Origin of the sequence: Paenibacillus mendelii, assembly GCF_024498075.1 — a bacterium.
GTDB lineage: Bacteria > Bacillota > Bacilli > Paenibacillales > Paenibacillaceae > Paenibacillus_Z > Paenibacillus_Z mendelii.
On the sequence record NZ_JANHOF010000025.1, the window covers coordinates 1 to 14,594 of the forward strand.

At 49.8% G+C, this 14,594-nt stretch carries 11 protein-coding genes and 1 rRNA gene; 10 read left to right on the top strand and 2 right to left on the bottom strand.

The features are described 5' to 3' along the window. Positions 1-203 precede the first annotated feature (203 nt). Positions 204-320: ribosomal RNA gene (gene rrf / locus NNL21_RS33330) — 5S ribosomal RNA — on the top strand. A 262-nt stretch (positions 321-582) separates the two neighbouring features. Beyond that, positions 583-2,802: a methyl-accepting chemotaxis protein gene (locus tag NNL21_RS33335; RefSeq protein ID WP_204822564.1), complete on the top strand. Its 2,220-nt coding sequence runs from the start codon at positions 583-585 to the stop codon at positions 2,800-2,802. Positions 2,803-2,892: 90 nt separating this feature from the next. Here NNL21_RS33335 and NNL21_RS33340 read toward each other — a convergent pair whose 3' ends face one another. Then, positions 2,893-4,161 (bottom strand): hypothetical protein, encoded by a 1,269-nt coding sequence (locus NNL21_RS33340; protein ID WP_204822499.1) that lies wholly within the window; start codon positions 4,159-4,161, stop codon positions 2,893-2,895. A gap of 68 nt (positions 4,162-4,229) precedes the next feature. Then, a complete protein-coding gene (locus NNL21_RS33345) occupies positions 4,230-5,417 on the bottom strand; it encodes a hypothetical protein (RefSeq protein WP_204822500.1) in 1,188 nt (395 codons plus the stop codon). 321 nt (positions 5,418-5,738) lie between these two features. Here NNL21_RS33345 and NNL21_RS33350 point away from each other — a divergent pair, with 321 nt between their 5' ends. From NNL21_RS33350 to pssA, 8 genes are all read left to right on the top strand, one after another. Next, positions 5,739-6,200, top strand: coding sequence for a CtsR family transcriptional regulator (locus NNL21_RS33350; RefSeq protein WP_204822501.1), 462 nt, complete (start codon positions 5,739-5,741; stop codon positions 6,198-6,200). Between the two features lie 209 nt (positions 6,201-6,409). Then, a complete protein-coding gene (gene mcsA / locus NNL21_RS33355) occupies positions 6,410-6,931 on the top strand; it encodes a protein-arginine kinase activator protein McsA (RefSeq protein WP_204822502.1) in 522 nt (173 codons plus the stop codon). Positions 6,932-6,962: 31 nt separating this feature from the next. After that, a complete protein-coding gene (mcsB, locus tag NNL21_RS33360; protein ID WP_204822503.1) occupies positions 6,963-8,045 on the top strand; it encodes a protein-arginine kinase McsB in 1,083 nt (360 codons plus the stop codon). Positions 8,046-8,047: 2 nt separating this feature from the next. Continuing rightward, positions 8,048-10,516, top strand: coding sequence for an ATP-dependent protease ATP-binding subunit ClpC (gene clpC, locus NNL21_RS33365; RefSeq protein WP_204822504.1), 2,469 nt, complete (start codon positions 8,048-8,050; stop codon positions 10,514-10,516). Positions 10,517-10,647: 131 nt separating this feature from the next. After that, the gene (locus NNL21_RS33370; RefSeq protein ID WP_204822505.1) at positions 10,648-11,025 is read left to right on the top strand and encodes an antibiotic biosynthesis monooxygenase; all 378 of its coding nucleotides are present in this window, start codon (positions 10,648-10,650) and stop codon (positions 11,023-11,025) included. A gap of 245 nt (positions 11,026-11,270) precedes the next feature. Beyond that, on the top strand, positions 11,271-12,638 hold the full coding sequence (radA, locus tag NNL21_RS33375; RefSeq protein ID WP_204822506.1) for a DNA repair protein RadA: 1,368 nt from the start codon (positions 11,271-11,273) through the stop codon (positions 12,636-12,638). An 11-nt stretch (positions 12,639-12,649) separates the two neighbouring features. Next, on the top strand, positions 12,650-13,726 hold the full coding sequence (gene disA, locus NNL21_RS33380) for a DNA integrity scanning diadenylate cyclase DisA (protein ID WP_204822565.1): 1,077 nt from the start codon (positions 12,650-12,652) through the stop codon (positions 13,724-13,726). 104 nt (positions 13,727-13,830) lie between these two features. Further along, positions 13,831-14,580, top strand: a complete 750-nt coding sequence (pssA, locus tag NNL21_RS33385) for a CDP-diacylglycerol--serine O-phosphatidyltransferase (RefSeq protein WP_204822507.1) — start codon at positions 13,831-13,833, stop codon at positions 14,578-14,580. Positions 14,581-14,594: the final 14 nt, after the last annotated feature.

Genomic DNA, 14,594 nt, shown 5'->3' on the forward strand with positions numbered 1-14,594 from the left:
CGAGGTGGAAGTGCAGCAATGCATGCAGCTGACGAATACTAATCGGTCGAGGGCTTATCCTAAAAGATACCCCACAAAGTGACGAACAGCTTCGAAGCTGATTCCGAATACTTTGCGGGGACCCCGATACTCATTCGGGAAACACAGCTATAGAGTTGCGCAAACTCGTATCCAGTTTTGAAGGTGTAACCACACCTGAAACGTTTGGTGGTAATGGCGAAGGGGAACCACGCGTACCCATCTCGAACACGACCGTTAAGCCCTTCAGCGCCGATGGTACTTGGACCGCAGGGTCCTGGAAGAGTAGGACGTCGCCAAGCACGAGGAACCGACCGCGAACCGCGGTCGGTTTTTTGTTGGCTGAAGATGTACCCTTTTCTGCCATGAAAATTGATTTGTAGGTTGCAGTAGAGCCGATCATATACGTATGATCGGTTTTTTTGTCATATAGGTAATTAATCATGACACTAACGATCTGACAAGTGAAATTTGATGCATTTTTTTCCTTTTACAACCGATTTTATGTTATAATAACTGACATTATAATCACAGTATAAATAGACGAGAAACTGGGTGATCATGATGTTCGATTGGTTGGGGTGGAGAAAGGGACTGCCCTTGTGGTGGTCCACGCGGTTGAATCGTGGATTGAAAGATGAAGTCGCAGAGATTTTTGAGGGCATCGCGGATACGCGAATTCAGCTGCTGCAAGCATGGACGAACGAATATTGGGGTCATCTTGAGCGTCTGTCCGTGCAGCTGGCAGAGCTCCATCATCTCGACGACAGCAAGGACGCAGGTATACAAGCGGATGTGAAACGATTGTTCGCATCCAGCCGCTTACGCGCTTCTGACTTTTCGGAATTATTTTTGCTGGATGCAAGTGACCGTGTTCTCTATTCGACCTATGATCCACATTGTGATAAGGAGTACGGCACTGCGAGTATTATTGCGGAAGGTCTGCGATATGCGAAGGAAGTTCCGGGAGGCCGCAGCTGTTTATTCGGACCCTATCGTGATCCGTATACGGAGGAAATCGGTCCGAGCACGTCTACATTTCATGATGAGATGACGCTATTGTTTATTGCGCCGATCGTACAGAATGGAAATTGGATGGGGGCGGTATGCGGCAGGGTACCCAATGATGTGATCGGCGATTTGATTCAGCGTGAATCTGGTCATGTTTATCCGGATTCAGGCGATAATTATATTTTTATGGCTAAGCCCATGCTTAACAAGCATATTGCACCGGGAACGGCATTATCACGCAGTCGATTCGAAGACCATACATTCACGCATGGCGAAAATCTGAAGGATGGGGTTACAACGGATTGGGGGAGTGTTTCGGTAAAGCAGCATACGGAACTGGAGCTCATATTTACCGATCCGGCGACAGGCGAGCTTCATCCTGGCGTATTTAATACAATTAAGAACGGCAGCAATTTATTTGTAGAATTCCCAGGTTACTCTGACTACCGACATATACAGGTTATCGGCAAAGGGGTCACGTTTCAATTGCCACATTGTCCCGATCTATGGGGGATGATGTGCGAAGGGGATCTGGAAGAGGTATACCGCATACGAAGCATGAGATGGTCACAAACCCGCTTCTTGCTAAAATGGGCAGCGGTGTATGGAGTTGCAGGCGGTTTACTTAGTTACATGGCCTCATCCTTTCTTCAACCTTGGGCAGGAGCGGTTGTATTCGGACTTTTTAATATCTTACTGGGTCTATACATGATTTTGGCATTGGATCGGAAAGTGAATCGGCGGATTGTAAGTGATCTGAGGCGTTTAACAGGGTTTATTCGCATAAATGCCGAAGGTAAAGGCGACTTAACCCAGCGGCTCGACGCAGGCTCTTTTGGCAATGATGAAACCCGCGAGTTGGCCAAATGGATTAATAACATGATTGACTCTCTTGAAGGCATTATGCTGCAGGTGAAGCTTGCTTCGGTCGACGTATGGAGCAGTCAGCGTCTAATGAAAGAGTCGACGGCCATTACCGCAGGTACCACGGAGAAGGTAAACGTTAAAATTAATGACATGCTCCAAGGTATCCGAAATCAGCTGCAAGATATCGAAGTCGCGAAGGAAGTCGCGGATGAAATGAGGCAGGCGCTGCGGAAGCTTGAGGAAAAGGCCTCCGAGCAGATTGAACTGACCCAGGGCGAGCTGCGTCTAATCGGCGGCAAGATGGAGCATATATCAGAGCGTGTAACCGAGACGAACAGAACGATTCATGCTTTTATGGAGACGACGAATGAAATACGGAGCATCCTTAGTGTGATTGAAGAAGTATCTGCCCAAACGAATTTGCTTGCGCTTAACGCTTCGATTGAGGCGGCTCGCGTTGGTGAACAGGGCAGAGGGTTTGCCGTCGTTGCGACAGAGATCCGCAAGCTGGCCGATTTGACCCAAACCTCTACCGATCAGGTCCATCAGATCGTCAGGCGTATTTACGATAATGCTCAGCATGCAACAGTCTCTATGGAGGAAGGTACACGGGTCGTACAAGAAGGAAAGGAATTGGTTGCGGCAGCCTCTGATACGCTCAGAAGTGCGAATGCGGACGATTCCTTGAAATCTCAGGTCATTGATCGAGTGGTGGAGCTTATGGAAAATATCGCCCAGGTTAGCATGCTCAATCGAACGATCTCCACGGAGGTCGAGAGCAAGGTTCAAGAACTGATGAATGACTTTATAAACGTTCGTTATCAATCCGGCCACGTAGAGGCAATAACCGCCTTCCTGCAGCATTTGGTCGGACAATTCCAATTGACGGAAGCGCGCAGGAGATAGTGATTAGGTCAAGTAGTGAAGTTACATGAAAAAGGAGGCTCTTATCGCACGGTGTAATAACCGGCTGCGAGGAGCCTCTTTTTGACTGTCTTAGGATGATACTGAGCTTATAGAGCTGAACGTGTTGTTAAGCGGCGCTATCCATTGCAGCTGCATATCATCTGTCTGAAGGAGTCGTTTGAGCAGCGTTATACTAATAAATATCCGATTATCATAATTACGCATATCCTTCTCGTCTATCGTCACCACTTGATCACGGTATGTAAGCTTGTATGACTGTACGGGTGGCTCACCAATCGGTTCAGAAGATAACGTTAATCCGAGTTCAGCCATAACCGAAGATAGGGGGATGAAATTATTAATGCCGCTGACTATTGCCATTGCTAATGGATATCTGGCTCCATTCACGATAAGATCGGCTTCGTTCATGCTAATGAACTGAGGCTCCAATTCTGGAAGGGAGCGAACATCCAGATCGACCGGCGGTGTGACGGTATTCTCCATGGGTGAGGGTGCAGCGGCGAAGAGTGTATTTTCCTCTACAACGCCTTTAGATAGTCGCTTAACGCCTGTATTCATATCGTAGATCCATACTTTACGTTTGGTTGTGTTGTCCAAGTATAGAATCTGATTGGTCTTCGGATTGATCCGCCAGAGCTGTCCGTCCAGCAGATGCTTGAACGTTCCGATGGAGGGATCATATTGGGTAATTTCCACGGTTCTTGTTGTCTGATTATAGCGCTGGGATAGGAGCTGGTCGTCGTTCGTCCAATGAAAACGGTACTCTCCACGCTGATTGCTCCGCCAAATTTCACGAATGACGCCCGTTTTACGGTCTTTTAACCAGATACTGAACAGCCGCTGCGATCCATTGCCTGTGGAGACATAATCCTCCTGCTGCCGAATGCCGTAACCACGGCCGGGGGAGATGATATACGGCTTGCTATAAACCAGCGTGTTATCGGTATGGTCATACAGCAATGTCCCAAAAAGCGGGGGCGAAACCGGTTTGAATGGTTCCAGCACAGAATGGGATAATTCAATGCGAGCAAGTGACTCGTTACCGTTTTTCCATGCAAAATGATAACCTTTGGGAAGCTTGTGCCACGAACCATCCTTCTCCTTGAAGATGATATACAGTTCACCTTCATCATTGAAGGCATTGAAAAATAGTTTGCCTGTCCAGGGATCCTTAAAGGCGAATGAGAAATTAAATTTCCAAGCGGCAAGCTGCTGATAGGAGTCACTCGATGTGGCTGTGGCTGATGCTGCAGCAGGAATGGTTATGGGTACAGAAGAAGACAATATTGCAAAAGAGGCAGCAAGCAGAAACCGTTTCTTGAATGATGCGCCTTTCATGAATCGGACACGACCTTTCCCTAAAATAGATAATCGAAGATTCCCTCATGTACTTACCCGTATTAACCTTACTTGATCCACTCGACGGCTGGATTACTGACTCCAAGTTTTTGAAGGTGATCCGTAGTTATGAATAAACGATCGCTATAGATACGCACCTCTGTACTAGTTAACGTTAAAGCCGCGTTGCCCCGTCTGAGCGTGTAGCTGCTCGTCTGCTGCGTCTTCGTTGTGGTTAGTTCAATTCCTAAATCACTTAATAAAGGCCGGACTGGTATGAAAACGCTGGTGCCGCTTATAAACGCATAAGGAAGTGTATATTGCTGTCCATTGACCTTCAGTACAGCCTCATTCTCATATTCAAAGGCGGGCTTGTACTCAGGTAGTTGATCGACATCCGGCAGGGTCAGCTTGCCGGGAGGCTTCGGATCGGCCTGGATAGATTCAGGAAACAATGAGCTCTTCTCGGACTCGCTACTTAGCTTACGCTCTTTACCTGTCGTTAGATCGTGAACATACCAGATCCGTTCAGGTTCATTCTTCACATAGGCAAGAAGGTTTGTTTCGGCATTGACGCGACGAATGGTGCCCAGCATTAAGCGTTGAATCGTTCCGGTGTCAGGATTTCCGATGACAATTTCGTTTTCTTTGGCTTCTTCATTGAAACGGTAGGTAATGAATGTGCCATCCTGTAACCATTGTAAATGTCTGTAGTCGAATCGCGTTACATCCATCTCCCGGATAACGCCGGAGTGATTATTTTTGATGAGCATGGCGCTATTGGGCGGGAAAGTATAAGGACTCTCTTTACGAGTGCCGTAAGCATAACCTGGTGACGTCATATACAGACCGCCGCTTACGATAGCTTTCCGCTCAAAGTCAAAGTACAGAGTGTCGAATTCCATGCGAGCTATATTATAGGAAGGATTAATTGCGATCCTGGACAAACCGGTTACATACCACATCTGATTATAGTGGGAGGGCAGCTTCGACCAGACTCCATCCGCGTCCAGCATAAGAATACGATTGGCTCCCATGTTATAGACATTGACCAATGTTATACCGGTGTCTGGATCTTGATAAGCATTCGAATAGCTCCACGATGAGGAAATGCTGTCCGATTGACCTGCAGCTTCTACTTGAACGGGATTCACGATTAAGGCAATAGTAATACTAATGAGCAGAATGGGTGATATCACTGCAGTGGATATCCATCGTTTTGCATGCTGGTTGACCCATTGAAAGTTCATATTCATCGCGAGCGCTCCCCTTAGGACATGTTTTGTTTCGATCTCCACCAGGCAAGGTAATCATTTTTTAAAGCGCTAGGTGAGTGACTATTAGACGAAGAATGGAATATAAAGGTTGCACAGGCCACAGAGGTATAAATGCTCGCCATCCGCTAAAGCTAAAAAGGAAGGCATGATATGACAGTAATGCTCTTGACCTTTTGGTAAAAACGCGTATAATAAAGTTAAAGTCAAAGAAAGTCAAAGTCAATGAAATCTGATTAATTAGACTTTTTCGGCTTTGAAGAGCTAAATGTTGTTTCTGTCAGCTTTAAGGAGGTTGTTGAAATGCGCAACATTTCCGATCTCATCGAGCAGTATTTGAAGCACATGCTGCAGGATAGCCCTGAAGGCGCGGTCGAAATTCAGCGAAACGATTTAGCAGATCGCTTCTCCTGTGTTCCGTCGCAAATCAATTACGTGATCAGCACTCGCTTTACGATGGAGAAGGGTTACCTCGTCGAGAGTAAACGCGGCGGCGGCGGCTATATCCGTATCCAGCGCGTTGAACTGCCCACGTTAAAGATGATTCAAGGGCATATCGCACAGACGATTGGAAACGAGGTTGATCAAGCGGCAGCGGAAGGGCTTATTTATCAGCTGGAAGAGGCAGAGCTTATTTCTAAACGGGAAGCAAAACTGCTGCGGGCGGCGGTATCGCGTGAAGCAATAGCGTTAATATTGCCGACGCGTGACGAGGTCCGGGCAAGGCTGCTTAAGGCGATGCTTATCACACTGCTTGTGAAGTAATGTTGTTTTACTTCGCAAAACTTGAGGGTAATGATCTTACAATGTAAGTTTTGGCTGTGCAAAATGTGAGTGAATGCTTACGAAGAGAGTTTTGCTTCGCAAAACTTAAGTTCATGCTTACGAAGAGAGTTTTGCTCCGCAAAACTTTAAAGCGTATGATTTTCAAATTGAGTTTTGCCATGCAAAACTTTAGGAGGGATTACGCGACAATGGTTTGTCAGGAATGCGTGAAGAGACCGGCGACGCTGCATTTTATAAAGAACGTCAACGGGGAAAAAACGGAGTTTCACTTTTGTGAATCATGCGCTAGAGAGAAGGGTGAAGGCCTCTCCAGCCCAGTAAACGGGTTTTCCATTCATAGCCTTCTATCCGGCCTGCTCGACTTGGAGCCTCATGGAGGTGTGGGCGGCTTGAGCGCCAAACCGCAAGCGCTGCGCTGCGATAATTGCGGGTTGACCTACGGACAGTTTAGCAAAATGGGACGATTCGGCTGCAGCAATTGCTACGCACAGTTCGGTGATAAGTTGGATCCGATTCTGAAACGGGTACACGGCAATACCGTGCATATCGGTAAAATACCGAAGCGTTCAGGCGGACAAATACAACTGAAGCGCGAAATCGAGCAGCTTAGACATGAGCTTCACGACCTGATCAGTCGAGAGGAATTCGAGAATGCGGCAAACATCCGTGACCGAATCCGCGAGTTAGAGCGAAGCGTCGCCGATACGTAACGCGGCGCCAGTGAAGGAAGGAGGAATCGCCTTGTCGAAACGTTCATTTGCACAGCATGCGCTTAGTGATTGGATGCAGGGCACCGGACCCGATGCCGATATTGTAATCAGCAGTCGCGTTCGCGTCGCTCGTAACCTGCGCGGTCATCCATTCCCCATGCTTGCGACCAATCAACAGTCGCAGGATGTGATGGAACGGCTGACGTCAGTCGGAGAATCGGGGCGATTAAATGACATCGGCCGATTTGAGACGATCGAGTTATCCGACCTTAACGAGCTGGAGCGAAGGGTACTGGTCGAGAAGCATCTCATCAGTCCGAACCTTGCGAATGAGTCAAGGTGCGGCGCACTCGTTCTGAGCGATAACGAATCGGTGAGCATCATGGTGAATGAAGAGGATCATTTGCGGATTCAATGCTTGTATCCCGGCTTTCAAATTAATGAAGCATGGGAGCTTGCCAGCCGCATTGACGATATATTTGAAGAAGAGGCCGATTACGCGTTTGATGAACGCCGCGGGTATCTAACGAGCTGTCCGACGAACGTCGGAACAGGTATACGGGCATCTGTCATGATGCATCTGCCGGCGCTCGTGATGACGCAGCAAATTAACCGTATTTTGTCGGCAATCACACAAGTCGGGCTTGCTGTTCGCGGGATATACGGCGAAGGCAGCGAGGTGCTCGGCAATTTATTTCAAATTTCGAATCAAATTACACTCGGGCAGTCCGAACACGAGATAATCGATAATTTACACGGTGTTGCCAAGCAAATTATCGAGCATGAGCGTGCGGCGCGCGAGCGGATGATGCAGCAGGAGTCGCGGGTGCGGCTGGAGGATCGGGTATTTCGTTCCTACGGTATTCTGTCGCATGCGTCCATCATGGATTCGAAGGAAGCCGCTCAGCGGCTATCCGATGTTCGGCTGGGCATTGACCTTGGTTTGATCTCGGATGTGTCACCGCAGGTGATGAATGAATTAATGGTATTAACACAGCCGGGTTTTCTCCAACAAACGTTCAACGAGAAGTTGAGTACGGAACAGCGGGATATCCGGCGTGCAGAATTGATACGCCAGCAATTAGGACGTAAATCCGATCATGGGGGTGTGTGAACATGATGTTTGGAAGATTCACCGAACGTGCGCAGAAGGTACTGGCGCTAGCACAGGAAGAAGCGGTTCGTCTCGGTCATAACAATATTGGTACAGAGCATATTTTGCTTGGATTGAATCGAGAAGGGGAAGGCATCGCCGCTAAGGCGCTGATCGGTCTCGGTTTAAGCTTAGAGAAAATTCAAGACGAAGTCGAAACATTGATTGGCCGCGGTCAGGAGCAGCCTACGAATATTGCCTACACGCCGCGGGCTAAGAAAGTGATTGAGTTGTCCATGGATGAAGCCCGCAAGCTGGGCCATACCTACGTGGGCACGGAGCATATCCTGCTCGGCCTGATCCGCGAAGGCGAAGGTGTAGCTGCGCGGGTGCTCAACAATCTGGGGATCAGCTTAAACAAAGCACGTCAGCAAGTGCTGCAGCTGCTGGGCAGCAGCGAAGCGGTATCAAGCAATCACGGCTCGCCGTCGAATGTGAGTACGCCGACGCTGGACGGTCTTGCCCGCGATTTGACGGCTTACGCGAAGGAAGGCAACCTTGACCCTGTCATTGGACGGAGCAAGGAAATCGAACGCGTAATTCAGGTTCTCAGCCGCCGGACGAAAAACAACCCCGTGCTTATCGGCGAACCCGGCGTGGGTAAAACAGCCATAGCTGAAGGTCTGGCACAAAAAATCATTGCGGGTGAAATTCCTGAAACGCTGCGTGACAAGCGTGTGATGACGCTGGACATGGGGTCGGTTGTCGCGGGTACGAAGTATCGCGGTGAATTCGAAGACCGTCTCAAAAAAATTATGGACGAAATTCGTCAAGCCGGGAACATCATCTTGTTCATCGATGAGCTGCATACGCTGATCGGAGCAGGCGGCGCCGAGGGTGCTATCGATGCTTCCAATATCCTGAAGCCGGCGCTTGCCCGCGGCGAGCTGCAGTGCATCGGGGCGACCACGCTTGACGAATATCGCAAATATATCGAGAAAGACGCGGCACTTGAGCGCCGCTTCCAGCCGATCACGGTCGATCAACCGTCACCGGAAGAAGCCATTCAAATCTTGCACGGGCTGCGCGACCGTTATGAAGCGCATCACCGTGTGAAAATTACGGATGAAGCGATCGAGCAAGCCGTTAAGCTGTCCGACCGCTACATTACAGACCGCTTCCTGCCGGATAAGGCAATCGATCTGATCGATGAGGCTTCCTCCAAAGTACGGCTCAAATCGTACACGGTACCGCCTAACTTGAAGCAGCTTGAAAACCGTCTGGATGATATCCGCAAGGAAAAGGATTCGGCCGTACAAAGCCAAGAGTTCGAGAAGGCTGCAGCTCTGCGCGATACGGAGCAAAAAATCCGCGAAGAGCTCGACTTGACGAAGAACCAATGGAAAGAAAAACAGGGTCGTACAGACTCCGAGGTTACGACGGAGGATATTGCCCAAGTCGTTGCAAGCTGGACGGGGATCCCGGTCAGCAAGCTGGCCGAAGAAGAGACCCAGCGGCTCTTGAAAATGGAAGAAATCCTGCATGATCGCGTTATCGGACAAACCGAAGCGGTCAAATCGGTATCGCGTGCTATTCGCCGCGCGCGTGCGGGTCTGAAGGATCCGAAACGTCCGATCGGTTCATTCATCTTCCTCGGCCCTACCGGCGTCGGGAAGACGGAATTGGCCAGAGCGCTTGCTGAAGCGATGTTCGGCGATGAGAATGCCGTTATTCGTATCGATATGTCGGAGTATATGGAGAAGCATTCGACATCTCGACTGGTCGGTGCACCTCCGGGATATGTCGGGTACGAGGAAGGCGGCCAGCTTACAGAGAAGGTTCGCCGCAAACCGTATTCGGTCGTACTGCTCGATGAAATCGAGAAGGCGCATCCTGAAGTATTCAATATCCTGCTTCAAGTGCTGGAGGATGGTCGTCTGACGGATTCCAAGGGCAGGGTGGTCGATTTCCGCAACACGTTGATCATTATGACATCGAACGTTGGCGCTGACCAAATTAAGCGTAATTCTTCGCTCGGCTTCACTGCCGTACAAAACGCAGGGCATGACTTCAATGTAATGAAGGATAAAGTGCTGGCAGAGCTGAAGAAGAGCTTCCGTCCGGAGTTCCTGAACCGGATCGACGAGACCATTGTGTTCCATGCCCTGGAGCAGGAGCATATCGCGCAAATCGTGACACTGATGTCCGAGGAGCTGCGCAAGCGTCTGCGTGAGCAGGAAGTGGATTTCACGCTTACTGAAGCGGCGAAGAACTTCCTGGCGAAGGAAGGCTTCGATCCGCAGTATGGGGCACGTCCGCTGCGCCGGGCGATTCAGAAGCACATCGAGGATCGGCTATCCGAAGATCTGCTGCTCGGTCAAATCAACAAAGGCGATACGCTCGTGATTGATGAAAAGGATGGCGGATTGACGGTCACTCATAAAGAACCGGCCTCAGGCGAAGCTGCTGAAAGCGAGCATGCGACAAAATAAGAGCACTGTTAAACATAAGGTGTCCCCTGAATGGGGGACACCTTTGTTTATTGCACGGACGGCTCCATTTGTTTCTGCTAAGAAGGATTGGTAAACTAAGAGAGACAAGTAAAAGCAGGGAGGGACAATCCATGATCATTGTCATGAATACGATTAAGGTGAAGAAGGGCCATGGGGAAGAAGTGGCGCAGCGGTTCCAGCGGTCGAAGGGCGTCCAACTGCAGCCGGGTTTCGTACGCATGGAAGTATTATTCACAGAAGGCTTGGAAGAGAACGATGAGCTTAAGGTATGTACGACGTGGGAAGACAAAGCCTCTTTCGAGGCTTGGGTGAACAGCGATAACTTCAAACAAGCCCATGCACAGCGGGCTGCGTCCGATCCAGGCGGTCCGCAAGGGGCAGGGCATGGTGCCTCAACGGGCGCGCCGCAAGGTGAAAGTGTAATGCTGGGTGCGAAAATGACGACCCACACCGTACTTATGACTCGTTTGGCAGGAGAAGATGTTTAACCCTAATGCTCTCTTGCATATCCAAAGAGTTTCTTCTAAGCCGATGGTGAAGAAGGAGCTCTTTTGTCGTTTGTAAAAGGTTCATCGGGGCTTTGTGAGTTTGTAATTGCATGACTTGTAAGGAATCTTACATAAACATTTCTGGAATCGAACATTTATTCCTGTTTATCGCGTTAGAGGGTTTAACCGGGCAGGAATAAATGGTAAACTTTGAAGGTAGCATTATTCGCTAAAAGGAGCCGTCGATGGCAAAACTTAAAACAAAATTCGCATGTACCGATTGCGGCACAGAATCTCCCAAATGGCTGGGCAAATGCCCCGGCTGCGGCGCATGGAACACAATGGTAGAAGAGAAGGAAACGGTCGTCAAGACCCAGGGATTGGGCTCATCACTCATTCAGACGAAAGAAAAGCCGCTTTCCATCATACACATAGATAGTGGTCAGGAGCCGCGTATTGAAACAACCTTACAGGAGCTCAACCGGGTGCTCGGCGGTGGGGTAGTACCCGGATCGCTCATTCTGGTCGGAGGCGACCCAGGTATCGGAAAGTCAACGCTGCTCTTACAAACTTCGCATGCGCTGGCTGTCAAGGGGTTAACCGTCTTATATATTTCCGGCGAGGAATCAGTCAAGCAAACCAGGCTGAGGGCCGACCGGCTCGGAGCGCTTACGGATACACTGTATGTATTATGTGAGACGAATATGGAGCAAATTAATGATGCGATCGAATCGGTTCAACCTGATTTTCTCGTCATTGACTCCATTCAGACCGTCTATGAGCCAAGTGTGGCATCAGCGCCAGGGAGCGTCTCTCAGGTGAGAGAATGCACGGCTCACTTCATGAGGGTAGCAAAGGTTCGAGGCATCGCGACGGTACTGGTCGGGCATGTGACCAAGGAGGGTGCAATCGCGGGTCCGCGGCTGCTCGAGCATATGGTCGACTGCGTGCTCTACTTTGAAGGTGAGCGGCATCATTCGTATCGACTGCTGCGCGCCGTTAAGAACCGTTTCGGTTCGACGAATGAAATCGGTATTTTCGAGATGGGCGAGTCCGGACTGCGGGAGGTCAGCAATCCTTCCGAGCTGTTTTTGTCCGAGAGACCGCTCGGCGTTTCAGGTTCAACGGTCGTTGCGAGCATGGAGGGCACGCGCCCGGTACTCGTAGAGCTGCAGGCGCTTGTAGCCACAACGAATTTCCCGTCGCCACGCCGTATGTCTACAGGCATTGATCATAACCGATTGTCACTGATTATCGCGGTTCTGGAGAAGCGGATGGGGATGTTTCTGCAGACGCAGGATGCCTACTTGAACGTAGCCGGCGGGGTCAAGCTGGATGAACCGGCCGTCGATTTGGCGGTGGCTGTCTGCATTGCTTCAAGCTTTCGGGATGCGCCGACCAGACCCTTCGATGTCGTATTCGGGGAGATTGGCCTGACCGGTGAAGTGCGGGCCGTCTCCCGGGCTGAACAACGGGTGAAGGAAGCACAGAAGCTTGGATTCAAACGGATCATTATGCCAGAGAAGAGCTTGAAGGGCTGGAGCCCACCTTCCGGCATTGAGATTATAGGCGTGGAGACGGTTTCGCAGGCGCTTGCGGCAGCACTCGGATAAGGGGGCAGATGATGAAAGAGCCTAATCAACTAGAAATTATGAACCAGCTGTTGCAGATGGTCGCGCCCGGAACGGCATTTCGAGATGGACTGGAGAATGTCCTGCGGGCAAAGACCGGTGCGCTTATCGTGGTGGGATATAGCCCGGAAGTGATGGAAGTCGTCGATGGCGGCTTCTCCATCAATTGCGATTTTTCCCCCAATTACTTATATGAACTTGCAAAGATGGACGGTGCCATCATCCTGAGCGAAGACCGCAGGCGCATTCTGTATGCCAATACCCAGTTGATTCCGGATAGCTCGATTTCATCCAGTGAGACAGGGATCAGGCACAGAACGGCGGAGCGGGTTGCCAAACAAACGGGTAAGCTGGTGGTATCCATTTCCCAGCGGCGTAATATTATTACATTATACCAAGGGCAGCTCAGGTACTCTCTGAAGGATATGGCCGTCATTCTGACGAAGGCGAATCAAGCGATTCAGACGCTGGAGAAATATAAAGCGGTTCTTGGCCAGTCGTTTACCAATCTATCCGCTTCCGAATTTGAGGAGCTTGTTACTCTTCAAGAGGTTGTACATGTCATAAAACGGGTAGAAATGGTTATACGAGTGAAGATGGAGATCAAACGTTACGTGAACGAGCTAGGTACGGAAGGCCGTCTGATCAGCATGCAGATGGAAGAGCTGGTTGGCGGAGTCGAAGAGGAGCTGTGGTTCCTTCTCAAGGATTATGCGAAGGATTCGAGTGAGGAGCGAATTCGCGAAATTCGGGCGGCTCTGCGAAAACTATCTTCAGATGAATTACTCGACATGCCGCCAATCATCAAGCTGCTCGGTTATGCCGGCATCGGAGCAGTGGCGGAAGAGATGGTCGCACCGCGCGGATACCGGCTCCTGAGTAAGATACCGCGTCTGCCGGCGACGATCATGCATAACTTAGTGGAGCAGTTCGATCATTTTCCACATATTCTCATGGCTACCATTGAAGAGCTCGATGCGGTGGACGGAATTGGTGAAGTCAGGGCGCGTGCAATTAAGGAAGGGCTTAAGCGGATTCAAGAACAGATGTTCATTGACAGACAAATCTAAATCCCATACAATGTTAGAATGCGGACAGCGGCTGGTTTCAATTTACAATTTTATTCCGCTTCTGAAGATGCTTTTGGGGTATAGTAAAGATGAGGTGGAGCATAATGTTTACGAAATCGATACCGAGTCTTTTTACAGTGGCGAACTTGTTTTTGGGTATCGTCGCCATCATTCTCGTTTTCCCAGAAAATGCGAAGCCAGAAATTGCAGCCATGATGGTGATCATTGCCATGCTCATGGACGGCGTGGACGGGCGTGTAGCTCGCGCTCTGAATGCGCAAAGTGAATTTGGGAAAGAGCTTGATTCGCTTTCTGACGTCATTTCGTTCGGCGTTGCGCCGGCTTTTATTATGTATAGCGTAGCATTCCAGCAATTGAATCCGGCGCCAGCTTGGATTATTACAGCGCTGTTTCCGATTTGCGGTGCGCTGCGGCTTGCCCGTTTCAACGTGGTATCGGGTATGCCGGGATACTTTATCGGTTTGCCGATTCCGGCGGCCGGCGGCGTCGTTGCAACGCTTGCACTGTTTCATAAGGAAATCCCGATCTCCGTGCTCCTTACGAGCACGCTCGTTTTGTCTCTGCTTATGGTGAGTACCATTAAATATCCCAACTTCAAAAAAATCGGTATTCCCAAGAATGCGATTTGGGTGGTACCGCTCATTGTTGTGATTTCAGTGGTCCTTGGGATTGTGTTCCCCGACCAATTATCCAAAATCCTGTTCATTCCGCTCGTTCTCTACGCGCTGTATGGCTTAAAAAAAAACGTTGATCGCCGTCTCCCAGGCAGGAAGAAGCGGAAACGGCGTAAAGAGCTTCAAGAAGAAGGCGTCCAGTCGGAGCATAGTGCCTAGCTTCTCTCAAGATA